This is a genomic window from Amycolatopsis sp. WAC 01416, from assembly GCF_003947485.1.
Classification (GTDB): Bacteria; Actinomycetota; Actinomycetes; order Mycobacteriales; family Pseudonocardiaceae; genus Amycolatopsis.
This window is the reverse complement of the sequence record NZ_QHHX01000005.1, coordinates 525,101-551,288: the sequence shown is the minus strand read 5'-3', so window position 1 is coordinate 551,288 and position 26,188 is coordinate 525,101. Positions and strand designations below refer to the sequence as shown.

The 26,188-nt window shown below is 67.8% G+C and carries 21 protein-coding genes; 18 read left to right on the top strand and 3 right to left on the bottom strand.

All coding sequences use genetic code 11. The features are described from left to right. Window positions 1-11: 11 nt before the first annotated feature. On the bottom strand, window positions 12-824 hold the full coding sequence (locus tag DL990_RS19800) for an ABC transporter permease (protein ID WP_125785203.1): 813 nt from the start codon (window positions 822-824) through the stop codon (window positions 12-14). Continuing rightward, on the bottom strand, window positions 821-1,849 hold the full coding sequence (locus tag DL990_RS19795; RefSeq protein ID WP_125785204.1) for an ATP-binding cassette domain-containing protein: 1,029 nt from the start codon (window positions 1,847-1,849) through the stop codon (window positions 821-823). The genes DL990_RS19800 and DL990_RS19795 overlap by 4 nt, the downstream gene beginning before the upstream one ends. Before the next feature lie 303 nt (window positions 1,850-2,152). On the opposite strand from DL990_RS19795, the gene DL990_RS19790 reads away from it, so the two are divergent. The 18 genes from DL990_RS19790 (at window position 2,153) to DL990_RS19705 (ending at window position 25,565) form a co-directional block, all read left to right on the top strand. Beyond that, window positions 2,153-3,301 carry an MFS transporter gene (locus DL990_RS19790; RefSeq protein ID WP_125785205.1) on the top strand — a complete coding sequence of 383 codons (1,149 nt, stop codon included), beginning with the start codon at window positions 2,153-2,155 and terminating at the stop codon, window positions 3,299-3,301. Between the two features lie 17 nt (window positions 3,302-3,318). Then, window positions 3,319-4,560: a cytochrome P450 gene (locus DL990_RS19785; protein WP_125799514.1), complete on the top strand. Its 1,242-nt coding sequence runs from the start codon at window positions 3,319-3,321 to the stop codon at window positions 4,558-4,560. Between the two features lie 31 nt (window positions 4,561-4,591). Next, a complete protein-coding gene (locus DL990_RS19780) occupies window positions 4,592-5,143 on the top strand; it encodes a dihydrofolate reductase family protein (RefSeq protein WP_125799513.1) in 552 nt (183 codons plus the stop codon). Between the two features lie 165 nt (window positions 5,144-5,308). Continuing rightward, window positions 5,309-7,603, top strand: a complete 2,295-nt coding sequence (locus tag DL990_RS19775; protein ID WP_125799512.1) for an excinuclease ABC subunit UvrA — start codon at window positions 5,309-5,311, stop codon at window positions 7,601-7,603. A 133-nt stretch (window positions 7,604-7,736) separates the two neighbouring features. Beyond that, window positions 7,737-8,018 carry a DUF6235 family protein gene (locus DL990_RS19770; RefSeq protein WP_125785209.1) on the top strand — a complete coding sequence of 94 codons (282 nt, stop codon included), beginning with the start codon at window positions 7,737-7,739 and terminating at the stop codon, window positions 8,016-8,018. A gap of 140 nt (window positions 8,019-8,158) precedes the next feature. Next, window positions 8,159-8,704, top strand: a complete 546-nt coding sequence (locus tag DL990_RS19765; RefSeq protein WP_370451359.1) for a response regulator — start codon at window positions 8,159-8,161, stop codon at window positions 8,702-8,704. Between the two features lie 645 nt (window positions 8,705-9,349). Next, the gene (locus DL990_RS19760; protein WP_199746477.1) at window positions 9,350-10,255 is read left to right on the top strand and encodes a ParB/RepB/Spo0J family partition protein; all 906 of its coding nucleotides are present in this window, start codon (window positions 9,350-9,352) and stop codon (window positions 10,253-10,255) included. A 436-nt stretch (window positions 10,256-10,691) separates the two neighbouring features. Then, window positions 10,692-10,955 carry an acyl carrier protein gene (locus tag DL990_RS19755; RefSeq protein ID WP_125785211.1) on the top strand — a complete coding sequence of 88 codons (264 nt, stop codon included), beginning with the start codon at window positions 10,692-10,694 and terminating at the stop codon, window positions 10,953-10,955. A gap of 34 nt (window positions 10,956-10,989) precedes the next feature. After that, window positions 10,990-12,144: an LLM class flavin-dependent oxidoreductase gene (locus tag DL990_RS19750; RefSeq protein ID WP_158632639.1), complete on the top strand. Its 1,155-nt coding sequence runs from the start codon at window positions 10,990-10,992 to the stop codon at window positions 12,142-12,144. Then, on the top strand, window positions 12,141-13,370 hold the full coding sequence (locus DL990_RS19745; protein ID WP_125785213.1) for a cytochrome P450: 1,230 nt from the start codon (window positions 12,141-12,143) through the stop codon (window positions 13,368-13,370). Before DL990_RS19750 ends, DL990_RS19745 begins: the two co-directional genes overlap by 4 nt. After that, on the top strand, window positions 13,363-15,348 hold the full coding sequence (locus DL990_RS19740) for an amino acid adenylation domain-containing protein (protein ID WP_125799509.1): 1,986 nt from the start codon (window positions 13,363-13,365) through the stop codon (window positions 15,346-15,348). Before DL990_RS19745 ends, DL990_RS19740 begins: the two co-directional genes overlap by 8 nt. 11 nt (window positions 15,349-15,359) lie before the next feature. Then, on the top strand, window positions 15,360-20,162 hold the full coding sequence (locus DL990_RS19735; protein WP_158632638.1) for a non-ribosomal peptide synthetase: 4,803 nt from the start codon (window positions 15,360-15,362) through the stop codon (window positions 20,160-20,162). Continuing rightward, window positions 20,159-21,133 (top strand): thiamine pyrophosphate-dependent dehydrogenase E1 component subunit alpha, encoded by a 975-nt coding sequence (locus tag DL990_RS19730; RefSeq protein ID WP_125799507.1) that lies wholly within the window; start codon window positions 20,159-20,161, stop codon window positions 21,131-21,133. Before DL990_RS19735 ends, DL990_RS19730 begins: the two co-directional genes overlap by 4 nt. Then, on the top strand, window positions 21,130-22,113 hold the full coding sequence (locus DL990_RS19725; protein WP_199746475.1) for an alpha-ketoacid dehydrogenase subunit beta: 984 nt from the start codon (window positions 21,130-21,132) through the stop codon (window positions 22,111-22,113). Before DL990_RS19730 ends, DL990_RS19725 begins: the two co-directional genes overlap by 4 nt. A 7-nt stretch (window positions 22,114-22,120) precedes the next feature. Then, window positions 22,121-22,702, top strand: coding sequence for a TIGR03086 family metal-binding protein (locus tag DL990_RS19720; RefSeq protein ID WP_125785217.1), 582 nt, complete (start codon window positions 22,121-22,123; stop codon window positions 22,700-22,702). A 157-nt stretch (window positions 22,703-22,859) separates the two neighbouring features. Then, the gene (locus DL990_RS19715) at window positions 22,860-23,390 is read left to right on the top strand and encodes a hypothetical protein (protein ID WP_125785218.1); all 531 of its coding nucleotides are present in this window, start codon (window positions 22,860-22,862) and stop codon (window positions 23,388-23,390) included. Window positions 23,391-24,324: 934 nt separating this feature from the next. Beyond that, on the top strand, window positions 24,325-24,954 hold the full coding sequence (locus DL990_RS19710; protein ID WP_125799506.1) for an SRPBCC family protein: 630 nt from the start codon (window positions 24,325-24,327) through the stop codon (window positions 24,952-24,954). A gap of 29 nt (window positions 24,955-24,983) precedes the next feature. Beyond that, window positions 24,984-25,565 carry a (d)CMP kinase gene (locus DL990_RS19705; RefSeq protein WP_125788517.1) on the top strand — a complete coding sequence of 194 codons (582 nt, stop codon included), beginning with the start codon at window positions 24,984-24,986 and terminating at the stop codon, window positions 25,563-25,565. On the opposite strand, the gene DL990_RS19700 is transcribed toward DL990_RS19705, so the two are convergent. Next, window positions 25,562-26,035: a GNAT family N-acetyltransferase gene (locus DL990_RS19700; RefSeq protein WP_125799505.1), complete on the bottom strand. Its 474-nt coding sequence runs from the start codon at window positions 26,033-26,035 to the stop codon at window positions 25,562-25,564. The two genes, DL990_RS19705 and DL990_RS19700, sit on opposite strands and share 4 nt — an antisense overlap. Window positions 26,036-26,188 lie beyond the last annotated feature (153 nt).

Genomic DNA, 26,188 nt, shown 5'->3' with positions numbered 1-26,188 from the left:
GCGACGAATACTCAGATCCGCTTCTTCAAGGCACGTACCGAAAGCGCCCCGAACACGATCGCGATCACGGCCGCCCAGATGAGCGACCAGACCACCGCCGAGGTGACCCCGACGCCACCGTTCATCAGGCCGCGGCACGCCTTGAGCAGGATCGCCACCGGGCTGACCTCGGCGAACGCCTGGAGCCATGACGGCATCGACTCGACCGGCGCGAACACCCCGCTGACGAAGTTCAGCGGCAGGATCACCGCGAACGCGAACACCTGGACCTTCTCCGCCTGGTCGGCGGCGACGCCCACCAGCGTGGGCACCCAGGAGAACGCGATCGCGAACACCAGCAGCAGCAGCCCGGCCGCCAGCACGCCGAGGAAACCCTTCTCCGGCCGGAAACCGAGCAGCAGCCCGACACCGACCACCAGCAGCACGGACCAGACCTGCTTGAACTGGTCGCCGATGATCCGCCCGGCCAGCGGCGCCCAGCGCGCGATGGGCAGCGAACGGAACCGGTCGAACACGCCCTGGGACAGGTCGGTGTTGAGGCCGATGCCCACGTTGATGGTCGCGAACAGCATGCTCATCACCAGCATGCCGGGGATCATGAACTGCAGGTACGCGTGCCGGTCACCGGAGATCGCGCCACCGAAGACGAACGTGAACAGCAGGGTGAAGATGATCGGCTGGAAACTGATGTCGGCCAGCTGTTTCGGCTCGTGCTTGACCGAAACCGTGCTTCGCCAGGCGAGGGTGAACATCTGCGAGATGCCCTGGAAGAACCCGACCCGGGCCGACAACTGCGGCGGCAGCGTCGTGGTCGCGGCGGTCATCGGATCTCCTCCTCGGTCTCTTCGGTGGTCTCCTCGGCCGGACGTCCGGTCAGGCTCAGGAACACCTCGTCCAGGCTGGAGCTGCGCAGGGACAGCTCGCCGATGACGATGCCCGCCTCCTCCAGCCGCCGGACCGCGCCGGGCAACGCCGCCGGGTCGGTGACCGGGACGCTGACGACCTGGCCAGAGATGTCCGGCGTCACACCGGCGATCTCGCCGATCAGCCGCACGACCTTCTCGAGGTCGGCGGGCTGGGCGCCGCGCACCGTCAGGCGCTGGGCGCCGGTGCTGGCCTTGAGCTCGTCCGGGGTGCCCTTGGCGATCACCTTGCCGTGGTCGACGACCACGATCTCGTCGGCGAGCGCGTCGGCCTCTTCGAGGTACTGCGTGGTCAGCAGCACCGTGACGCCGTCGGCGACCAGGCCGCGCACGACGTCCCACAGCTCGAGCCTGCTGCGCGGGTCGAGGCCGGTGGTGGGCTCGTCAAGGAACAGCAGGCGCGCGTTGCCGACCAGGCTGGCGGCCAGGTCGAGCCGGCGGCGCATACCGCCCGAGTAGCCCTTGGCGGCCCGTCCGCCCGCCTCGGTGAGGGAGAACCGCTCCAGGAGCTCATGCGCGCGGGCCTTGGCCGCCCGCCGCGAAAAGCCGAGCAGCCGCCCGATCAGCAGCAGGTTCTCCACGCCGGTCAGGCTTTCGTCGACCGAGGCGTACTGCCCGGTCAGTCCGATCAGCTGCCGCACCTGGTGGGCGTCTTTTTCGATGTCGTATCCGGCCACGGTGGCGTGGCCCTCGTCCGGCGTCACCAGTGTGGACAGGATCCGGACCGTGGTGGTCTTCCCGGCGCCGTTCGGGCCGAGGACCCCGAGCACGGTACCCGTGCGGACGGTCAAGTCGACCCCGTCGAGCGCGGTCGTCTCGCCGAACCGTTTCACCAGCCCCTCGGCGTGGATCGCGAATTCCGTCTCGATCCCCCGCGGCCCCGGGCCGGCCCTCGACGCGGTCGCGGGTTCGACGTTCTGCAACATGACGCACTACCTTCCTGTTCCTCACTGCGGAGACACTCTCGTGCGGTTACATCATGCGACCGGACGCGGCGCGGGGGGAGTGAATGGTTAACCTCTCGGGTATGAATTCCTCATTTTCGCCGATAATTGTCCCATCATCAAAAAATCACACTGCCGCCGACCATACCCGCGCGGCACGCGGCCGCACTTCTCCATAAATGCGGTAAATAATCGTGGTCGTCTCCCGAATTCCGCTGCTAATCTGCGAATGTCCGCCTTTCGGCTAAAACGCGATTACCCAGCCAGGAAAGGACCGCCTCGGCCATGGTCGCCGTCATCACCGCAGCTCCGCGGACCGGCACGGTCTTCGCCGGATTCGCCGCGTACGGCGCATTGTGGGGCCCGTACCTTTCGATGTTGCCGGACGTCCGCCACGCCACCGGCGCCGGTGAGGCGCAACTCGGTGCCGCGTTGCTGATCGGCGCGCTCGCGGCGATGCCCGCCATGTTCGCGATCGGCAAGCTGCTCGACCGGTTCGGCCGCCCGGTGGCCGTCGCGACCTTCGCCGGATTCGCGCTCATCGCACCGACGCCCGCACTCGCCGGATCCGTTCCTGGCTTGTTCCTGACCTTGGGTTTGTTCGGATTCGGATCCGGCGCCTGCAATGTCGTCGTGGTCGCGCTGGCGGCGTCCGCCGAAGCAGGCGACGGGCCCCGCGTGATGAACCGCGCGCACGCGTTGTTCAGCGTCGGCCTGTTGACGTGCAGCCTCGGCACCGGGGCGGCGCGGAGCGCGGGTGTCCCCGCCGAGGTGATCGCGCTGACGCTTTCGACGCTGGTCGTGATCGGCGCGGTCGCGGCGAGGAACTCCGTGCCGGGACGGCTGGTGCGGCAGGGCCGCGAACCGGGAAAGCGGTTGCGGCTCGGCTCGACGGTGCTGCTGCTGTGCCTGCTGGCCGCGCTCGCCATGGTCGTGGAAAGCGGCGTGCAGCAGTGGAGCGCGGTGTTCCTTGCCGACGTCACCCGGGCACCGGTCGGGATCTCCGCCGCCGCGCCCGGCATCTTCGCCGCGGGCATGGCGCTGGGCAGGCTCGGCGGGCACCTGCTGTCCGGCCGCGCGTCGGACCGCTTGGTGCTGCTCGCCTCCGGCGCGCTCTCCGGGGTGGGCGTGCTGCTGCTTTCCCTTGCCGACGCGCCGGTCCACGGCTTGATCGGCACCGCCGTGGTCGGCGGCGCGATCTCGGTCTCGACGCCCACCGTCTACGGGCTGATCGGACGCGGCGCGACGGCGGAGGACCGCGGCGCGGTGATCGGCTCGGCCGCGTCGCTGGCCAGCGTCGGCCTGTTGCTCGGCCCGGCCGTGGTCGGCCAGATCGCCGGCCACACCGACCTGCGGGTCGCCATCGCGGCCTTGTCCGTGGCCTCGGTCGCGGTCTGCCTGCTCGCCCTGCGCGTGCCCGCCCGGAACGACTGATCGACAGGAGGGACCAGATGGCCGACGTAACAGGAGGTCGTGGAGGCTCGGATTTCGCCGAGGGACGGCATCGGCGGCTACTCGTCGGGGACGACGTCCCTGCCGGATGCCCGATGAGCTCCCGCCCGCGCGACGGGCGGCGTGAATGGCTGGTGAGCGGCTATTCCGAAACGCGTGAATTCCTGCGTGACAAGCGGTTCAGCCGGGCCGTGCTGGCCGAGACGACCCATCCGCGCGGCCCGGCCACCCGGATGTCGGTGACCGATCTCGACCCGCCCCGGCACACCCGGATCCGGAAGCTGATCGGCGGCGCGTTCTCCGCGCGCCGGGCGGAGCAGCTGCGCGGCTACGTGGAAACCGCCGCCACCGACCTGCTCGACCGGCTGATCGCGGCGGGCCCCACCGCGGACCTGCTCACCGATTTCTGCGCCCCGCTGACCTTCAGCGCGCAGGCCGAGTTGCTGGGGGTGCCGCGGTCTCGGCGCGACGCCGTCCGCAAACGCGCGAACGCGCGCCTCGGGAAGCCAGGCTCCCCGCGATCCGCCGTCTACCAGGGCGAACTGCTGCTGCACGACGAGGTCGCGATGATGCTCGCCGACACCGAGGACCCGCCGTCCGGGCTGATGGCGGAACTCGTCGAGGCGCACCGCTCGGGGGCGCTCGACGAAAGCGAGCTGACCGGCCTGGCGGCGTCGCTGTTCTTCGACGGGCACGCGCTGGCGGCCGCGCAGATCACCAACACGGTGCTGTGCGTGATCTCCCGGCCGGGACTGCTGGCCGAGCTGGACTCGAAGCCGGCGGTGCTGGACGCCACCGTCGAGGAAGCGCTGCGCTACAGCCCCGCGGTGAACTTCAGCATGACGCGGATCGCGACGGAGGACGTCGCCCTCGCCGGCACGCGGATCGAACCCGGCGACCTGGTGACCGCGCTGCTGCCGGTGGTCAACCGCGACGAGGGCGTCTTCGCCGAACCGGACCGGTTCGCGATGGACCGCAACGGCAGGCACCTGTCCTTCGGGCACGGCACACACCACTGCATCGGCGCCCACCTCGCGCGGGTCGAGATCCAGTCGGCGCTGCGCGCGCTTTCCCGCCGCGCACCGGAACTCTCGCTCGCCGTACCCGAATCGTCCCTGGACTGGACGGTCTCGCCGACGATGCGCGCATTGTCCGCGCTGCCGGTCCGCTGGAGCTCTTCCGTCGTGCTGGATCCTTTGGAGCGTCGCGAGCGGCAGTGGGAGGATCGGCCCGCGGCCTGAAATCGGGCTTCCGGCCAACGAAGGAGTTCTCATGCGTGAAATCGCCGCGGGATTGTTCATGTCGCTGGACGGGGTGGCGGAACGGCCCGACCGCTGGATGGGCCAGTACTGGTCGGACGAAATGAGCGAAGGCATCGCCGAGAGCCTCGCCGCCTCGGACGCCATTCTGATGGGCAAGGACACCTACCTGGCTTTCGAGCAGATGTGGAAGCCGCAGGGGGACAGCAACCCGATGGCGGCGTTCCTCAACGGCACGCACAAATACGTCGTTTCTTCGACGCTCGACGAAGCGTCGCTGACCTGGCCGGACACGAGCTTGATCACCGGTGACATCGCAGGCGCGATCACCCGGCTGAAGGAAGCGCCCGGTAAGACGATCCGCGTGCCCGGAAGCCCGAAACTGGTGAGCTGGCTGCTCGCCGAAGACCTCCTGGACGAGCTGGCGCTCAACATCATGCCGCTGGTGGCGGGCGAGGGAGCACGGCTGTTCGACGGCGTCGGCAAGGAGATCCCGCTGACCCTGACGAAGTCGAATTCGCTGAAGACCGGCGTCATCGGAGCCGTCTACAACCGGGCGGGCTGAATTCACGGAAATCGCGGCCGGGCACCGACGTGAAAAATTCATTGTCACGTCGTGACGAAAACATACCCCGATCGCACGTGAATGGACTACCGGGGAAGCATCGGCACTGCGATACTGGCGAGCAGGCGCGATCATTCACGCGCGACGGCGAGGAAAGGACCTTCTGTGACTGCCGCAGCCCGCAAGACCAAGCAACCGGCGGGTGAGGGAATCCGCGTCACCGGCGCTCACGAGAACAATCTGAAGGATGTCTCCCTCGAGCTCCCGAAGAACCAGATCACGGTTTTCGTCGGGGTGTCGGGTTCCGGGAAGTCCTCCGTCGTCTTCGACACGATCGCCGTCGAGGCGCAGCGTCAGCTGAACGCCACCTTCCCCTGGTTCATCCGCAACCAGCTGCCCAAACACGAACGACCGCATGTGGACAGCATCGAGAACCTGACCACCCCGGTCGTTGTCGACCAGCGCCCGCTCGGCGGGAACGCCCGTTCGACGGTCGGCACGGTCGCCGACATCCATCCGCTGCTGCGGGTGTTGTTCTCGCGTCAGGGAAAGCCCAGCGCGGGCAACCCTTCGCTGTACTCCTTCAACGACCCCAACGGGATGTGTCCCGACTGCGAGGGCATCGGGCGCGCGCTGCGTCCGGACCCCGAGCTGATGCTCGACATGACGAAGTCGCTCGACGAGGGCGCGATCCTGGTGCCGGGCTACCCGGTCGGCAGCCCAGGCTGGCAGTTCTACGCCAACCACGACGCCATCAACCCGGCCAAGAAGCTCAACAAGTACACCGCGAAGGAGATGGACACCCTTCTGCACGGCAAGGAGGGCAAGGTCCAGCTCACCTTCAAGAACGGCAAGACGCAGACACTGACATTCGAGGGACTGGTCGCGAACTTCACCCGCCGCCACCTCAAACGCGACACCGGGTCGATGAGCGAGAAGACCCGCGCCCAGGCGGAGAAGTTCATCACCGAGGGACCTTGCCCGGCCTGCCGCGGCGGACGGCTGAGCGAGGCGGCGCTGGCGACCAAACTGGCGGGCAAGAACATCGCGCAGTGGTGCGAACTGCAGATCACCGATCTGATCGAGCTGATCCGGTCCATCAAGGACAAGCAGACCAGCGCGATGGCGCAAGGGGTGCTGGCCGCGCTCGAGCGTATCGAGGCGATCGGCCTCGGCTACCTTTCGCTGGACCGCGCGACGACGTCGCTGTCCGGCGGTGAAGGGCAGCGGCTCAAGCTGGTCAAGCACCTTGGCAGCGACCTGACCGGGCTGACGTACATCTTCGACGAGCCCAGCGTCGGCCTGCACCCCCGTGACGTCGGCAGGCTCAATGACCTGCTGCGGGCGTTGCGGGACAAGGGAAACACGATCCTGGTGGTCGAACACGACCCGGACGTCATCGAGATCGCCGACCACGTGGTCGAAATCGGGCCGCGTGCGGGCGTGCACGGTGGCGAGGTCGTCTTCCAGGGGACGTACCGGCAGCTGCGCGCCGGCAAGACGCTGACCGGGGCCGGGCTGGCACGCGCCGGTGTCGTCAAGACGGATCCGCGGCCTGCCAAGGGAAAGCTGCCGATCAAGCGGGCTTCACTGCACAACCTGAAGAACGTCTCGGTCGACATCCCGACCGGTGTGCTCACCGCGGTCACCGGTGTCGCGGGTTCGGGCAAGAGCTCGTTGATCTCCGGTGTCTTCCGCGAGGCGCATCCGGACGCGATCTTCGTGGACCAGACGGCGATCGCGGCGTCCTCCCGATCGACGCCGGCGACGTACCTCGGCCTGATGGACCCGGTGCGCAAGCTCTTCGCGAAGGCGAGCGGCGCGAACGCGGCGTTGTTCAGCTTCAACTCCCAGGGCGCCTGCGAGGAATGCCAGGGGCGCGGCGTGCTGATCACCGAAGTGTCCTATATGGACCCGATCACGACGCACTGCGAAAGCTGTGACGGGCGGCGGTTCAAGGACGAGGTGCTCGCGCACAAGCTGCGCGGCAAGTCGATCGCCGACGTGCTGGAGCTGTCGGCCGAGCAGGCGGCGGAGTACTTCACCGAGACGCCGGTGCTGGCGAAGGTGAACGCGCTGATCGAGACCGGGCTCGGGTACCTCGGGCTGGGGCAGGCGCTGAGCACGCTGTCCGGTGGTGAACGCCAGCGGATCAAGCTGGCGGACCGGCTTTCCGGCGGCGGCAACGTCTACATCCTCGACGAGCCGACCACCGGCCTGCACATGACCGACATCGACATGCTGCTGGGCCTGCTCAACGGCATGGTCGACGCGGGGAACACGGTGGTGGTGATCGAGCACAACCTGGCGGTGATCGAACAGGCCGACTGGATCATCGACCTCGGCCCCGGCGGCGGCAAGAACGGCGGCGAGATCGTCTTCACCGGCCCACCCGAGAAGCTCCTGACCGCGGAGAGCTCGCTGACCGGCGAGTACCTCAAGCGCTACCAACAGGCCTAGGCTCCTCGGTTGGAGGGGACGTCCCGCGTGGGGCGTCCCCTTCGGCATGTTCGGCTCGTCCGGCGCAGGATGCGAGACGCCCTCCGCCGCCGGAATCCGCCATGCTGGGAGCCGGTTCGGTGAGGAGGCTCGGATGGCGGTGCGGCTGGAGCTGACCGGCGGGCTGGAATTGCTGGATTCGATTCCGGAAAGCGAACGCACGACGATTTTCACCGCGTTGTTCGCCATCTGCGACGGATCCGCGTTCCTGACCTACGGCGTTTTCAAGGTCGGCGGCGGCCCCGATCGGTTCCTGCTGACCATGGCCCCCGAACTCGCGATCCGGATCCGGATCGATTGGGCGCGTTCGGAGTTCGAGCTGCTCGGGTTCACCAGGAAAGCCCTCTACTGGCCTCAGGAGCTGGACGCGCTGTGAAAGCCGATTCCGTCGCGGCATCCGGCTGCGGACAATGACGTGACCGGCCTCCCCTGATCGCCGCACCGGAATGCGTATTCCGAGGAATCGCCGCGGCGTTCGATATTGCCGTGAAAATCCTGCTTGCCGAAGATATCCACATGGTCCGTGGTGCGCTCGTCGCGCTGCTGAACCTGGAACCCGACATCGAGGTCGTGGCCCAAGTCGCTTCGGGTGATCAGATCCTCCCGACCGCGAAGTCCGTCCAGCCCGACGTCGCGGTCATGGACATCGACCTGCCGGGCAAGGACGGGCTGACCGCTGCCATGGAGATCCGCGAAAGCCTCCCCGGCTGCCACACGCTGATCCTCACCAGCCTCGGCCGCCCGGGCACGGTCCGGCGCGCGCTCGACGCGAAGGTCAACGGTTTCCTGCTCAAGGACAAACTGGCCAACGCCGTGCGATCCGTCGCGCTCGGACGGCGCGTGATCGACGGCGAACTGGCGCTGGCCGCCCGGGAAACCGACGACTGCCCGCTGACCACACGCGAGATCGAGATCCTGCGGGTGACCGCGCTCGGGCGCGACGTCGCCGGTCCGGTGTTCCCGACCGCGCGCTCCTGGAGCGACCGTCGCCCCAAGGCCACAACGGCGGTGTCGCGCCCGGCTAGGTGTGCCTTCGCGACGATGGAGGATTTGGGACGCTGAACGTCCCAAATCCTCCATCGTCAGCGCTACGGGTGGTCGTGAGGCCTTCGCTCGACCGCCTCCGAATCAGGCCGATGGCTCGACGACGGCAATTTCGTTCTTAACCCAACGAACGGCGCGAAAGAATCCTCCCGCCATTTAACGACCGATCCCCGGGATATTCACGGACGAATCAGCCGATCCGTCGTTCGGCCGGTTCCTGCGGTTCCTTCCGCCCGCCGGGGTCCAGACCAGGTTGCGCGGACGACGTGCTCCCGTCAAGCGACTTACGGCGCCCTGCCGAGTTTGCCTTACCTCTCAAGGGTTCTACCCGACGTCGACGGCAACGCACAGTAACGAGCAACTCAACGACACCGCACGAAACTCACCAAGCCGCCGAGTCCGTGGTCGAACACCCAGGCGACCAGCAGTGAGCCGGCGCGGCTCGACTCGCAGCACTTGACAACCACTCCCGACCGCTTGAATAGTGGAAAAGGTTTGACATTCACCAAGTGCTCTGGGGGCTAGAAGATGTTAAACTGGCATAAGGAGAAAACTGCGGACGGCACGCAGATCCCCACAGCCAGGAGGGAAGGTGAGTGGGCCTCCGCGGGCTCGGATCCACCGCTGGGCGAGGTCGTCGAGGTATCGCTCGACGAGTTGACCATGGAAGACTCCCCGAGGGCGGCGGGGGTTGATCCGGCGTACGCGCGGGTGCTCGCCGAAACGGACGCCCCGCTTCCGCCGATTCTCGTGCACCGTTCCACGATGCGAGTGATCGACGGCACACATCGGTTGCAGGCGGCGCGACTGAAGAAGGCCACCGTGATCAACGCGCGGTTCTTCGACGGCGACGAGCAGGCCGCGTTCATCCTCGCGGTGAAGTCGAACATCGCGCACGGTCTGCCGCTTTCCCTTGCCGACCGCAAGACCGCTGCCTGCCGGATCCTCGACGTCCGCCCGCACTGGTCCGACCGCGCGATCGCGGCGGTCACGGGCCTGTCGCACAAGACGGTCGGCAAATTGCGCCGTCGTTCGAGTGGGGAAGTTCCCCACTCGAACGCCCACGTCGGCCGGGACGGACGCGTCCGGGCGCTGGATCCGACACAAGGACGGCGGCGCGCTCACGAGCTGATTTCGAGCAATCCCACCGCCTCGATCCGGGAAATCGCCCGTGGCGCGGGGATTTCCCTCGCGACGGCGCACGACGTGCGCCATCGGCACCGCCACGGCGAGGACTCGTCACCCACGGCGACACAGGGCAAGTCCCCGGCGCGTGCCTCGGCGAGGCCACGCCTTCGGCAGACCGAAGCCGGCGACCCCGGCACGACACCGGGCGCCGACAATCAAGCGGCGATGGAGCGACTCCGCTCGGATCCCACCATTCGCTACACCGAGTCCGGGCGCACCTTGGTGCGGTTGCTCGACGGTCATCTGAACGACCGCGACGAGTGGGATCAAGTGGCGAGGAACATCCCCGAACACCGGCTGGAACTGATCTCCGAACTCGCCAACGCACGGGCGGAGGACTGGCGGCAGTTCGCGGAACTCCTCCAGAAACGCAAGCGCTGATCCGGTCCGAAGTGCAATGCCGCGTGACCAGGGTGGCGCGGCCGAGGAGTCGTGAGTGGTAAGTCCGTGAAGGCCTCCTTGAGGGACCCTGGGTCCCTCAAGGAGGCCTTCACGGACTCGGGCCTGGCATCAACCGCAGCCGGAACCACGTAGGTATCTGAAACACCCTTGGCTCTAACGACCCAAAACACTCACGACGTATCCGCGAAGAACAAAGAACACCGGCGACGGGGACGGTTGCGGATCGCGGGCGCTTCGAGACACAATGGAGTCACTGGGCGGAACGGCAGAGTGCACACTGTGGTGCTTTTCTCTGCCGCACCAACGTAAACAGGCCTGAAACCACCGGCCTGGTCCGCCGCGCCCGATCGCGGCGGGAACACCTTTCGAACTCATCCATTCGCGCCCGTATGCGCGGATTCAGCAAAGGGGACACATGAACGCGGAAGACGCGCGGACGGAATTGCGTCAGCAGATTTTCTCTCTCCTGTCCGAAGTCGCAGGCGGCGTTCTGGAAAACCAGACCATCGAGGCGGACACGGAGTTCCCCGAGACGGGTATGAGCTCCATCGAGTACCTGGCGCTCATCGAGAAGATCGAGACGAAGCTCGACGTGTTCATCGACCTCGAAGAGAACGAGGATCTGACCACTGTGGACAAGTTCTGCGACTACCTGCTGGAGCAGGTCCCGTCGGCCTGAGCCCCTCTCCCCGGACCCAAGATCAGGAGTTCCAGTGATCACGCACACCAAGGCCTTCGGCTGCTTCCTGCCTCCCTTCCACGACCCTTCGGTCAGCCCGCACGCGTCGCTGAAGCGCGACATCGAGCTGTGCGGCCTGGTCGACGACCTGGGTTTCGACGAGATCTGGCTCGGCGAGCACCATTCCAGCGGCTGGAGCACGCTCAGCTCCCCTGAGATGCTGATGGCTGCGCTGGCCCGCGAGACGCGCCGCATCCACTTCGCCACCGGCGTGATCCCGCTTCCGTATCACCATCCCCTGCATGTCGCGGAACGGATCGTGCTGCTCGACCACCTCACCGCCGGGCGGGCGATCCTGGGTGTCGGCACCGGGACCTACGTCCACGACATGGAAATGATCGGGGTGGATCCGGCCTCGGTCCGCGATCACTTCCGGGCCGCGCTGGCGACGGTGCAAGCGCTGCTCAACGGCGAGACGGTCAACACCACGACACCGTGGTTCACCGCGAAGAAGGCCGTTCTGCAACTCCAGCCGCTCAGGGGCGCGGGAGCCATCGAGACCGTCGTCGCGTCTTCGCTCAGCCCGGCCGGAATCGAGCTCCTGACCGACACCGCGACGACCCCGACCGTCCACGTGGCACCGCCCTGGGGCTCCATCCGGCCCGGTATGGACCCGGATCCGGTCGGCGCGCTGACCGAGCGGGTGGAGTCGTACCGGAACAAGTCCGCCGGCGGGACGCGGGTCCGGTGCAACGTCTTCGTCCACATCGCCGACTCCCCCGCCGCGGGCGTGGAAGAACTGCTCGAGGGCTTTTCCGCGCTGCGCCGCGGCCTGTACCGCAACACCTTGGGCATGCCCATCCCGGACTCCCCCGTCGCGCACCGCAAGACATTGCAGAACCTCGTCGACACGGGCGGGTTCATCGTCGGCGACGCCGCGACCTGTGCCGCCCGGATCCGCGATCTCCTCGACCGCGTCGGTGACCCGGTGTCGCTGAACTTCTTCGTCCCCAGGTGGGTTTCGCATCAGGCGACCCTCGAACAGCTGACGGGGCTCGCGCACGAGGTCCTGCCCGCCCTCACCGGCGGATACGACGGCACCACCGAGTCCATCCGGCTGACCTCGGAAGAAGCCGCCCGTCAGCTGAAGTCCCGGACCGAGCTGGTCGGAAACGGAGGCGACAAATGAGCCCCACCACGGTGAAGCTGGACTTCAGCTCCGACGAGTTCCTCGCCGACCCTTGGCCCATCTACAAAGAGCTCCGGCGCTCTGAGCCGGTGTACTGGTCGGAGGCGTTCAACGCCTTCCTGGTCACCAGGTTCGAAGACGTGCAGAACCTGCTGTCGGATCGCGAGGTCGGCAGCGGCTTCCCGATGCGCAGCAGCAGGCGGCTGTTCGGCCGGACCCTGCTGGACACCGACGGCCCCCGCCATCGCGATCTGCGGAAGCTGTTCATGCCGCTGTTCGCAGGCGGATCGGTGAAGCGGCTTCGCACGGAGATCCTCGTTCCCGCGGTCGACCAGGTCCTCGACTCGATCGAGGCCGAAATGGGGGCCGAGAACAAGGTCGACGTCGAGTTCATGGAGCGGGTCGCGGTCGGCGTGCCGTACGCGATGGTCACCCGGCTGTTCGGGTTGCCGCCGGAGGACGCGGCCTGGCTGCGCCCCCGGGTCCTTCCGCTGGCGGGCGCGATCGAGTTCCCGGCGACCTCGCTGGACTCGGCGCTCGCGGCCAAGGCGGAGCTGATCGACTATCTCAAGGACAAGCTCGCCCGTCGCCGTGAGGGCGACAGCATGCCGTTCCTCGACCTCGTCTTCCCGCCGGGCGAACCGCTCGACGAGTCCATGCTGGGCACGGCCACACTGTTCCTGCTGGCGGGCACCGAGACGAGCGTCGCCACCATCGGCAAGATCATGTACGCGATCCTGGCGCACGATGTCGACCTGTCGACGTTGGCGGACCGGGAGTACCGCACCCAGGTGGTCCGCGAGACGCTGCGGTGGGAACCGCCGAGCCACACCATCCTCAGGTACGCGACCAAGGACCTGAACCTGCACGGGGTGGACATCCCGCGCCGGTCCGCGCTGCTGCTCTCGCTGGGCAGCGCCAGCCGCGACGAGAACGCCTTCGAGGACCCGGATTCCTGGCGCCCGGAGCGGACCGACCAGCGGCTGCTGGCGTTTTCGGCGGGCCCGCACACCTGCCTGGGCATCCAGCTGGCCTTGGCGGAGTTCGACACGCTGTTCGAGCGGCTGTCGCAGCGGTTCGGCGGCGTCCGGCTCAGCGGTTCGCTCGACGGCGTCCGGCCGGGTTTCTGGCGGCTGCGGGAGCGGGGCCACATCTTCCGGCGGCCCGATCACCTCCATGTCCGGCTGGAGCGCAAGCGCGCGGGGAGCAGCGAGGCCGATGCCTGATGTGCTCGCCGCTCACTACGAGCTGAAGGCCGAGCTCGCGGTCGAGCCCTCCGAGTACCGCCGCGCGGCACTGGTACTGGCCGCGTTCGCGGTCACCCTGTGCCGGTGGACGGCGGCGGGCGAGGCCGCGATCTCGATCGCGGGGCGGGTGATCCGGATCCGGGTCGACGACGAGGCCCGGATCGAAGACTTCCTGGGGTCGGTCCACCCGGTCGGCGTCGTCGAAGACGGTCCGGTGGATCTCGTGCTCAGTTCGCTGCACGGGGATCTGCGCTCCGGCGAGGTCCGGTTCGTCACCGAAGTGCCAGGCTCCGAGCACGGGTTCGTCGACGACGTCGCCGCCGCGATGAACGAGCTGACTTCCCTCGAAGGTTCGCTGGAGGACGTGCGCTGCATCGCGCCGGAACGCCGTCGCATCCTCGACGGGCTGGTCGGCGCGGACACGCCTCCGGCGGGCATCGAAAGCCTGTTCCTGGAACAGGTCGAGCTCCGGCCGCAGGCGGTCGCGGTCCGCGACGCGAGCGCCGAGCTGACGTACGGGCAGCTCGCGCGGGCCGCCGACGCGTACGCCGGTGTGCTGCGGCGGGCCGGGGTCCGGCCCGGGGACACGGTGCTCGTCGCGACCCGGCGGTCCGTCGGCGAGATCGTGGCGTTGCTCGCGATCGTCCGCGCCGGCGCCGCATACGCGGGATTCGACGAAGACGCGCCCGAAGCACGGCTGGCGCGGATCGTCGGCAAGCTGGCGCCCGCGGCAGTGGTGGTCGACGCCGCCTCGGCGGGCCATCCCGTCCTGCGCGAGCTCGTCCGGGTCGATTCCTGGCTCCCTGGCGGGGAGATCGACTCTGATCCCGAGCCATCGCCAAGCAGCGAAGATCCACAAAGGACGGCGTACATCGCGTTCACCTCGGGCTCCACCGGCGAACCGAAGGGGGTCGTCGTCCCGCATCGCGCGGTCACGAGGCTGGCGCGGACGCCGGAGCTCCAGATGCGCCCGGGTGATCGGGTGCTGCGGATGGCGCCGCTGGCGTTCGACGCGTCGACGTACGAGATCTGGGTGACCTTGCTCAACGGCGCGACGCTGGAGGCCTTCCCCGGAAGGCTTCCGACGGTCCGGAAGCTCGAAAAGTTCTTCACCGAACGGGAAGTCACGGTCGCCTGGCTGACCGCCAGCCTGTTCCGGCTGGTCGTCAAGTCACGGCCGCAGGCGCTCGCCGGACTCCGCTGGCTCCTGAGCGGCGGCGAGGTCGTCCCCCACGACGCGGCGGCGCGAGTCCTCGAGTCGTACCCCGGCCTGGTGCTCACGAACGGATACGGGCCCACCGAGAACACCACCTTCACGACCACGCACACCGTGCGCGGCAGCGCGGAGATCGACGGTCCGCTGCCCATCGGCAGGCCGATCGCCGGTACCAAGGTCTTCGTTCTCGACCGGAACGCGCGTCTCGTGCCGCCCGGCGGGATCGGCGAACTGTACGCGGCCGGAGCGGGTTTGGCCGACGGCTATCTCGACGACGAGACCGAAACGGGCAAGCGGTTCGGCCACTTCTCCCCGGACGTGGACGAACGCCTGTATCGCACGGGTGATCTGGTCCGGCTCGACCCGAACGGCGACGTGCTCTTCCTCGGCCGCGCGGACAAACAGATCAAACTCGACGGCCACCGCATCGAGACCGAGGAGATCGGCACCATCCTCGCCGGTCACCCCGGTCTCCGCGACGCCGTGATCGTCGTCGCCCGGCAGCCGGGCCAAAGCCCTCAGCTCGTGGCGGCCGTCGTCGCGCACCCCGGGCAGGACACGGATTTCCGGTCCCTGCGCGCGTTCTTGTCACGGCAGCTGCCGAGTTACGCGATACCCGCCCGCTGGGTGGTGGTCGACGAGATCCCGCTCACCCGCAACGGGAAAGTCGACGAAAAGGCCCTGATCGAAGCCGCGACGGACCGCGAGGTCGTCGCCGCCCTACGAGCGAACGCCGGATGAAGGAGAAGTCGATGAGGTTGTCGCTCGGACAGGAGCGGCTGTGGCTGGTGCAGCAACTCGACCGGACCAGCGCCGCGTACAACATCCCGATCGTCCTCCGGTTCCACGACGGCGTCGATTTCGAAGCGCTCGACAAGGCGCTCGGCGCGCTCGTCGACCGCCATCCGGTGCTCCGCTGGCGGTTCGTCGTGGACGGATCGGGGACACCCGCCGCAGTACCGACCCCGGGCTTCCGCATCCCGGTGGCGCGGCGGACCGCGGGGCCGGGCGAGAACGAGTGGCAGAAGCACACGGCCGACCTGGTCAGTGAACCGTTCGACCTCGCGGCGGCACCGCCGGTACGCGCGATGGTGGTCGAATGCGCCGACGGATCGGCCGTGCTGTGCCTGGTGAACCACCACATCATCACCGACGGGCGGTCCATCCAGATCGTGACCGAGGACGTCGTCAGGCTCTACCGGGAGGAGACCCTCGCACCGCTCGACGTGACTTACGAGGAGTTCGTCGCGGTGCAGCGCGCCGGCACCGGTTCGGTGGCGGAACACCTCGACTACTGGCGGCGTGAGCTCGACGGCTTCGAGCCGCTGCGGCTGCCGACGGACCGGCCGCGCACGGGTAATCCCGGCTTCGCGGGCGACCACGTCGATTTCGAGTTCCCCGCCGAGCTCACCAAGGCTTTCAGCGCCTTCGCCCTGCGGAATCGCTGCGCCCTCTCCAGTGCCATGGCCGCGGTGTTCCAGGCCCTGTTGTCCCTCCATTCGGGACAGGTGGACGTCACGATCGGCACGGTGCTGGCCGGTCGCGACGACCGCCGGTTCGCCGACGTCCTCGGCTTCTTCGTGAACACCGTGGTGCTGCGCACGCACATCACCCCGTCGATGTCGTTCCGCGAGCTGCTGAAGGTGGCGCGGACCAAGATGGTCGACGCCTACGCGCATCAGCAGGCGCCGTTCGACCAGGTGGTCGCCGAGGTCCGGCCCGAACGGGACGCGGGCCGCAACGCGATCTTCGACGTCGTGGTCGTGCACAACGGGGAGCTCCCCACCCCCGGCGAAGGCGAGATCTCCAGCGTGCCGTGGGCGGGGGTCGCGACCCGGTTCGATCTGGAGCTGGTCACCCACCTGCAGGACGGCAAACTGCACGGTTCACTGGTGTTCCGCACCAGTCTTTTCGACCGCTCCACCGCCACACGGCTCGTCGGCAGGCTCGTCCGGCTCGTCGAACACACGCTGGAACACCCCGACGAGCCGATCTTCGAGGCACTGCGCGGACAACTGGACTACTGGCGGAAACAGCTCGACGACGTACCCGCGGCCTTGGAACTGCCGACGGATCGCGCACGCCCGCCGATGGCGGCCTACCGCGGCGACTCGCTCCCCTTCACCGTGGATCCCGGCGTCGCCGAGAGCCTCCGCGAAGTGAGCGGTCGTCACGGCGTCACGCCGTTCATGACGCTGCTGGCGACCTTCGACGTCGTCCTGTCCCGCTACGCGCGCACCACGGACGTGACGGTCGGAGTGCCGACGACCGAGCCGCAGACCGGGTTCGACGCCAAGATGCTGGTGCTGCGCACCGATCTTTCCGGCGATCCCACCTTCGCGGAGCTGCTGGGCCGTGTACGGGAAACCACGCTCGGCGCGTACGCGAACCCGGACATCCCCTTCGAGCGCCTCGTCGAGGAACTGGCGCCCAGACGGGACTTCAGCCGCACTCCGCTCACCCAGGTCGTGTTCCGGCTGGTGGACGGGCCGTCGCCGGACGTCTCGCCGGTCGGCACGAAAGCGGAACCGTTCGATCTCGAATGCCGGGTCGCGGACTCCGGCGGCGTGCTGGAAGCGCGGATCGACTACAACGCCGAGCTGTTCGACCGGGTCACGATCGAACGCTTCACCGGGCACTTCCGGCAGCTGCTCGCGTCCGTCGTCGCCGAACCGGAGCAGCCGCTTTCGGCGTGGTCGATGATGGGCGATTCCGAGCTCCGCCTGCTGACGGATGACTGGAACGACACGACAAAGGCGTTGCCGTCCCGGGCGACCGTGCCCGCGGTGTTCGCCGAGCAGGTCCGCGCCCGTCCACAAGCGACAGCCCTGGTCTGCGGTGACGATTCCCTGACCTACGCCGAACTCGACATCCGGTCCACCCGCCTCGCACACCGGTTGCGCACGCTGGGCGCCGGACCGGAAACGGTCATCGGCGTCTGCCTGCCCCGCTCGATCGGGCTGATCACCGCTCTGCTCGCGATCCTCAAGACCGGCGCCGCGTACCTGCCGATCGACCCCGAGTATCCCGAGGAACGCCAACGGCTTCTGCTCACCGACGGCGGAGCGCGGCTGGTGATCGCGACCGAGCTGATCGGCGACCCGACCCTCGAAGAGGAGCCGGCGACCGCGCTGGAGACCGGAGTGGGGCCGCGCGATCTCGCGTACGTCATCTACACCTCCGGCTCGACCGGACGCCCGAAAGGCGTCGAAATCGAGCACCGGTCGATCATCCGGCTCGTCACCGGGCTGCCGGAGGGCGTCCTCGGCCCGGACGAAGTGGTCCTGCACGCCTCGGCGATCTCCTTCGACGCCGCCACATTCGAAATCTGGGGTGCCCTCCTCACCGGCGCCACCTGCGTCATCTCGACCGAACGGGTGCTCACCGCCCGGCCGCTCGCGAACGCGATCACCCGGCACCGGATCAGCACGGCGTGGCTGACCTCGTCGTTGTTCAACCACATCGTCGACGAGGACACCTCGGCGCTGAGCGGGCTCCGCCGTCTGCTCGTGGGCGGCGAGGCGCTGTCGGTCACCCATATCCGCCGCGCCGTCGCCGCACTTCCCGGTACGCGGCTCTTCAACGGCTACGGCCCCACCGAATGCACCACGTTCGCCACGTGTCACCCGATCCCCTCGCCTGTTCCCGAGGACGTCACCGGAATCCCCATCGGCCGTCCGCTCGGCAACACGCGTGTGTACGTCCTCGACGAGCGCGGCGAGCTCGCACCGATCGGAGTGCCGGGAGAACTCCACGTGGCCGGACCCGGTGTCGCACGGGGCTATCGAGGACAGCCGGAGCTCACCGAGGAGCAGTTCGTCCCCAATCGCCACGACACCACCAGCGACCGGCTGTACCGGACCGGGGACATCGTCCGCCACAACGCCGACGGCGACATCGAGTACCTCGGCCGCGTCGACGACCAGGTCAAGATCCGCGGCTTCCGCATCGAACCCCGCGAGATCGAAGCCGCCCTTCTGTCCACTGAGGACATTTCGCAGGCCGCTGTCATCGCCCGTGAAGACGGCGCCGGGCAGAAGAGGCTCGTCGCGTATGTCAAGGTGCCGGACGTTCTCGACGACACCGCTCTGCGTACTCGCCTGCGAAGCGTGCTGCCGGAGTACATGGTGCCCGCGACGTTCGTGTCGCTTCCCGAACTCCCGTTGACCATCAACGGAAAGCTGGATGTCCGGGCGCTACCGGAACCCGAGGGCGAAACCCGGGCGGACGACACCGCTCCCCCGCGCAACCCGACCGAGGAGAAGCTGGCGGCGATCTGGGCGCAGGTCCTCGGCCGCGAAACCGTCGGCAGGGACGAAAGCTTCTTCGACGTCGGCGGGCACTCGCTGAAGGCCGCGCAACTCGCCGTCCGGATCGGGGAAACCCTCCGGATCGACCTGCCGTTGCGGACGCTGTTCGAGCGGCCCACGATCGCGAAGCTGGCCGAAGAGATCAACGGTGAGCGGCGGACCGATGCCCGCTCGTTCGATCCCGCGGCCGTCCTGCGCGGCGTCCTCCCGGACCAGCTGCCACCACGCGAGTCCGGCACTTCGGAGATCCTGCTCACCGGGGCCACCGGCTTCGTCGGGGCGTACCTGGTCCGCGAGTTGCTGGCGCGGAAGAACGTGCGCGTGCACTGTCTCGTCCGCGCGGCCGACGAAGCGTCGGGATGGCATCGGCTGCGCGAGAACCTGGACCGCTACGGCCTGTGGGACGAGGTCGACCACGAGCGGATCACCGTCGTCCCCGGTGATCTCGCCGCGCCGGGACTCGGGCTCACCGCCGAGACCTTCGCGCGGCTGGCAGGCGAGATCGACCTGATCTGCCACAACGGCGCACGGGTCGACGCGCTCTCCAGTTACGAACAGCTCGCAGGCGCCAACGTGGACGGCACCCGCGAACTGATCCGGCTCGCGGCGACCACCCGGCTCAAGCGGCTTCAGTTCGTGTCGACCATCTCCGCCGGCGAGGAAAACGGTTCCCGCAGCGGTTACGCGGAGACCAAGTCGCATGCGGAGCAGCTGATCACCGCCGCGCACGAGCGTGGGATGCCGGCGGCGATCTACCGGCTGCCCCGGATCGTCGGCGACTCGCGCACCGGACAGGGCAACACACGCGACATCATGCTGCGGGTGCTGCGGATCATCCTCGAACTCGGCTGCGCACCCGACACCGAGATCGAGGAACCGTGGATCGCCGTGGACGAAACGGCGGGCACACTCGCGCGGCTCGGCATGGAGCAGCAGCAGGACGGCAGCCGGTTCGTGCTGGCGAGCCGACGACCGATGCGGCTCACCCATCTGGTCGAACTCCTGCGGAGCACCGGCACGGAGATCGGCGTCCGGCCGGTGCCGGACTGGCTTTCGTCGCTCGAAGCCCATTCCCCCGAGGAGCACGCCATCCTGAGGTTGCTTTTCGGATCCGCTTCTCCCACCGGACGGCCGAGCAGTGAGTTCGAACCGATCGTCGTGCCGAGTCCCGACGACGACGCGCTGCTTCGTTACGTCGACCGAATGCTCGTCTCGACTTCCGCAGAAGGGCTGTCGCGAAAATGACCAGTGAAAACCGGATGGCCCTGTACCGGTCCATGAAACAGATCCGGGAGTTCGAAGAGCGCTGCCTGGCGATGGCCATCGCCGGTGAGATCGACGGCGGCATCCACCCGTACATCGGGCAGGAAGCGGTCGCCGTGGGCATCTGCGCGAACCTGACCGACCGGGACTTCATCACCAGCACGCACCGGGGACACGGGCACGTGCTGGCGAAGGGCGCCGATCCGCGCCGTCTGCTGGCCGAACTCCTCGGCACCCTCGAAGGCTTCAACAAGGGCCGCGGCGGGTCGATGCACGCCGCGGACATGAAGCTGGGCATCCTGGGCGCCAACGGGATCGTCGGTGCCGGCGGGGCGATCGCCTCCGGCGCCGCCTGGGCCGCCAAGTCCCGCGGGAACGCGGAGGTCGTCGTCAGCTTCTTCGGCGACGGGGCGATGAGCCAAGGTGTCCTGCTGGAAGCCTTCAACCTGGCCGCGATCTGGTCGCTGCCGGTGCTGTTCGTCTGCGAGAACAACATGTACGCGACGAGCCTCAAACTCGAATCGGGGCTCGCGGGCGGCGCGGCACGGCGCGCGGAAGGCTTCGGGATGGTCGCGCGCACGGTCGACGGCATGGACGTCGAGGCGGTGGAGGAGGCCGCGGCGGAACTGGTCGAAGGGTGTCGCGCGGGCCGTGGCCCGGCGTTCCTGGAATGCCAGACGTACCGGTTCTTCGGGCATCACTCCGTGCTCGAACTCTTGGGCGTCGAGTTCCGCGATCCCGAGGAAGTGGCCCGGTGGCGCGAGCGGGATCCGATTCCTCTGCTGGGAAGCCTGCTGGGCGATGACGTCGTCGCCGAGATCGACGCCGCTGTGAAGAACGAAATCGACGAGGCGGTCGAGTTCGCGAGGAACGCCCCGTCGCCCGATCCGAAGGACGCATTGATGTACCTGTACGCGGGAACGACCGCCGTCCGGCCTGGGGTGATCCTGTGAGCGAGCTGCCTTCCCCGTCGAACTTCGGCTACATGCACGCGATGAACCTCGCCCTGCACGCCGAGATGGCGGCCGACGAAGACGTGTTCCTGCTCGGCGAGGACGTCGGCGTCGGCGCGAGCGGGGTCACGTCGGGGCTGCTGCCCCGGTTCGGCCCGGAGCGAGTGCTGGACACGCCGTTGTCCGAACAGGCTTTCACCAGTTTCGGGACCGGCGCGGCGATGGCGGGCAAGAAGCCCGTGATCGAATTCCAGATCTCCTCGCTGATCTACCTGGTGTTCGAGCAGATCGTGAACCAGGCCCACAAGTTCTCCCTGATGACCGGCGGGCAGGTGCAGATCCCCGTCACCTACCTGGTGTCCGGTTCGGGTTCGCGGTTCGGCTGGGCGGGCCAGCATTCGGACAACCCGTACAGCCTGCTCGCTCACGCGGGGATCAAAACGGTCGTCCCCGGCCTGCCCGCGGACGCGTACGGGCTGCTGCGGTCGGCGATCCAGGATCCCGACCCGGTCGCCGTGTTCGCCCCGTCGTCGTTGCTGGGGGCGACGGATGTGGTCTACGCGGGCGAAGAGGACATCGTCCCGCTGGGCGAGGCGAACGTCGTCCGGGAGGGTGGCGACCTGACGGTGGTGGCGGTCGGCCAGCACGTCGGTACGGCGATCGAGGTCGCCGAGAGCCTCGGCGGCCGGGCCGAAATCGAGATCATCGACCCACGGACGGTGTACCCCTTCGATTGGGAATGCCTCCGCAAATCGGTCGACAAGACCGGGCGCCTGGTCGTGATCGACGACTCGAACCGCATGTGCGGGCTCGGGGCGGAGATCGTCGCGACGGCGGCCGAGGAGTTCGACCTGGTGGCACCGCCGAGGCGGGTGTGCCGCCCGGACGGCACCGTCATCCCGTATGCCCTCGCGCTCGACAAGGCCTTGGTGCCGGGACCCGAACAGCTGATGGCCGCCATCGACGCGACGCTGAAATGAGGTGCCCATGAACGAAATCGCGGACCGCTACCGGCGGACACAAGACGCCTTCGACGCCGTGCTCGCGGCCGTGCCGGAAGACCGGTGGCACACGGCGTCGGCCTGCGAACACTGGACGGTGCGAGACGTGACAGGTCACGTCATCTGGGGTCTGGAGGTGCTGCGGCAGCACGCGGGCGGCCAGGAATTCGCGGTGGAGAACGGGCCCGCGGGCTCCGAGAAGCCCGGCGAACTGGCCGGTGACGACCCGCTCGCCGCATGGCGCGCGACACGCTCCGCGACCGACGCCGTCGTCACCGGCGAGATACTCGACCGGCCGGCCCCGGCGTGGTACGTGGCCAACCGTCCCGATGCGACGGTCACCGACTACCTGGCCTTGCTGACCTTCGACACCCTGGTCCACACCTGGGACATCGGCTCCGCCCTCGGCGTGGACGTGCGCATGGAACCCGACCTCATCGCGCCGTCGTTCTCGCTCGCCCGGCTGATCATCAGCCGCACGCCGGGCACCTTCGGCCCCCGGCTGAAACCACCCGCGGACGCCGACGCCCAGGCCCGGTTCCTCGCCTTCCTTGGCCGCTCGACCTGAGTTCCGCCTCCAATCACGTGAGTTCCGTCCCCAATCACGCGAGTTCCGCCTCCAATCACGCGAGTTCCGTCCCCAATCACGTGAGTTCGCCTCCTTGAGGGATCCAGATCCCTCAAGGAGGCCTTCACGGACTTCTGACTCGCTTATGCTGCCTGGCGTGTACTCACCGATCCCCGTCCTGAACGAGCTGAAGGACCTCTACGACTCGGCCGGCGACTTCATCGCCGATGGCTTCGAGCTGTACGACTACGACGACAAGGACCGTTTCCCCAAGGAGCTGGACGACCCGGAGTTCCTGTCGCGCGTGATTCCCTTCGCCCAGGCGAACGGGAGCGGCTCGACATACGCGATCTGGCGAACCGGCGACGAGACGGATCTCGCCCTCTCGCCCGTCGTGGTCTTCGGCGACGAGGGCGGCGAGCAGGTCGTCGCCCGCGACTTCCGGGATTTCCTGCGGCTGCTGGGCTACGACGGTGAGGTCATGGTCGACCACGACTCGGCCGACTACTTCCGCGAGGAAGACGACGACCACAGCGGCTCGCACGAAGAGTTCGTCAAGTGGCTCCAGGATCGGGGCCTGACACCGGCCGAAGACCCGGACGCCATCGTGGCCGCCGCCCAGGAGGTCCACGGGGAGCGGTTCCGAGCGTGGATCACGCCGTTCTACGAGCGGATCGGCTGGGTCTGACCGGGTCCCGTACGCCTGTCCGTGAAGGCCTCCTTGCCCACCCTGAAGGTCGCGAGCTACTCGAGGCACGCGTCAAGCCCCGAGCGTCCACAAGGGACACTTTCGAGCGGTGAAATGTCTGATTGATGGCTAGATGCGCGGTTCTCAATGGGGGGTCGCGAGTGGCAAGTGTCGTTAGAGCCAAGGGTGTCTTAGGTACCTACATGGTTCCGGCTGCGGTTGATGCCAGGCCGGTCCGTGAAGGACTCCGGTCAGAGGCGCTCACGTGAGCTTTCGCGGTCGTGGGGATGTCGTGAAGGGCCCCTTTGAGACGTTGAAGGTCTCAAAGGGGCCCTTCACGACACACCGGGGCCGGACAGGAACGCCCCCGTGAGCCTCAGCGCCACTGCGACAGCGCGTGAAAGACCCCATCCTTGCGCCTAAGTACAGGAAGGGGACCTTCATGTACTTCAAACCAGGCATCACGCAAGAAGCGCCGCAGGTCACGCAGTACGCACCCAAGACGAGGCTCACCAGAACGACACTTGCCACTCGCGACCCCTTCACAAAACGCCCGAATCAGACACTGCCACCTGGAAAGGGTCCCCTGTGGACGGTCGAGAAGGTGTCCGGCCACTGTGACGGGCCCCTGTCATCAGAATCCGAATCGTCACCCGCCACTCATTCACCAGCAGTTATGCGACTTTGCCGAGACCCTGCCCCCGCGGGCAGGGAAGGAGCCCTCACTACCCGCCGAGGTGACCGCCGGGACGGCGCGCTCGGCCGGCCCGACGTTCCCTGTGCCTGGACGCGAAACTCGCGTGACTGGAGCCGAAACTCTCACAGCGTTAGACCCTCTCACTTTCCTTCTTGACGTTATCCACCGTCTCGCTATAGCTTCTAACTATAGCGATAGCCGCTAACCGAGCGGCTCGCGAACAGAGGGAGAAGGATCATGTTCGGCACCTCAAGCCGTCGACTCGCCACCCGCGCCGCCCTGCTCACGGTTCCGCTGGCCCTCGCCGGCGTCGTCGGCGCCACAACGCCTGCCCAAGCTCACGGCCACAAACCGACTTCCCTTACCTGTCAAGGAAAAGGCATCGACCGCGCCGCCAAGGTGCACTACCGGACCGAAACCTTCATCAAGGCGCCGCCGCGCACCGTCTGGAACCTGCAGACCGACGTGGAGGCTTGGCCGTCGTGGCAGAACCCCGTCCTCCCCGTCACCATGAAACGCCTGGACCACGGCCCGTTCCGCAAGCATTCCCGGTTCCAGTGGACGATTTCCGTCCCGCCCGGCATGCCCTACCCGCCCGGTGACGTGACCATCGTGTCCACCGTCCGGCAGCTCCAGCCCGGCAAGTGCATCCGCTGGACCGGCCCCCTCGACGGCCCCGGCGGCATGCACATCGACGGCGTCCACGTCTGGACCTTCGTCAAGGTCCCCGGCGGCGTCATCGTCCGCACCGAAGAGAGCCACACCGGCCCGCAGGTCGACAAGGACGTGCCCAACTCCACCGAGATGCTGGGACAGGGCCTCGAAATCTGGCTGAAGGATCTCAAGACGGCCGCCGAAAAGCGGTAGCGAAGACGCCCCCCGATAAACTCCCCCGGATGCGGATCATCGGGCCGGACGACGCTCTTCCCGGACGCCGGATCCGGCGGGTCGCGGTGGCGGGCCCCGCCGGATCCGGCAAGTCGACGCTGGCGCGAACCCTGTGCGAGCGCATGGAGTTGCCGTTCGTCGAGTTCGAGTCCTTTTTCCACGCACCGGGCTGGACGGTGCGGGAGACCTGGCAGGCCGACGTCCTGGAATTCCTCACCGGCGACGAGTGGGCCATCGAATGGCAGGGCGAAGAGGTCCGGGAGCGGATGACCGAGCGGTTGGACGTCCTCGTCTGGCTCGATCATCCCCGTGCCCTGACCGTGGCACGCACGGTCGTCCGGACGCTGAAACGTCGTGTGGGGCGCGGCTCGAAGATCGCCGGCGGCAACGTCGAAGGCCCGCTGTACACGTTCTTCACCGACGGCGACCACATCGTCAAGCTCGCCTGGCGCTACCACCCGATCATGCGCGCTCGCGTGCACAGGGTCATCGCCGAGAACCGGTATCCGGACCTCGTCGTCGTCCGGCTGCGGGGTCAGCGCCAGGTCGATCGCTGGCTCGACGGACCCCTGACCCGGAACCTCCGCTAGCGAAGATCGCGGACTCGCCAGACCACACCGAGCCGAGCGTCGATCCGCTCCACCCTGAAACCCTCGCGCTCGTAGAAGGCTGCCGCGCGTTCGTTGGCCACGAAATGCTCGATGTACAACCGTTCGGTGCCCGGCGGCAACTGTCCGATGAGGACGTCGAGCAGCTGCCTGCCCAGCCCGCCACCTCGATGACGAGGGTGCACGTACAGCTTGTAGATCACGTGCTCCGCACCGTCGAGTCCGCGCTGTCCGACACCCACCAGATGCCCGCCGTCGTCGGCGACCACCACCGAACCGCGGGCAACGGCGCCCGCGACGTTCGTCTCGTTCCACCACATCCGCACCTGCAGGGCAGCGGCTTCTTCGCCGATCAGCGGCGTGTAGTGGGATTGGACGTGCTCCTCGCCGAAGCGGCAGATGGCCATGACGTCGTCTCGATCGGCGTCCCGCACGATCGGTCCGGTTTCCATCGCGGTTCCTCTTCCAGGCTCTGGCCCGAACCACCACCACCGGAGGACCTTTCGGGCAATACCTGATCATCCGGGTTGTCCGAACGCCCGCGCGGTGGTAACGATACGTGACGATCTCGGGCAGTTCCGCAGAGCGCCTCGTCGACCTCGCAC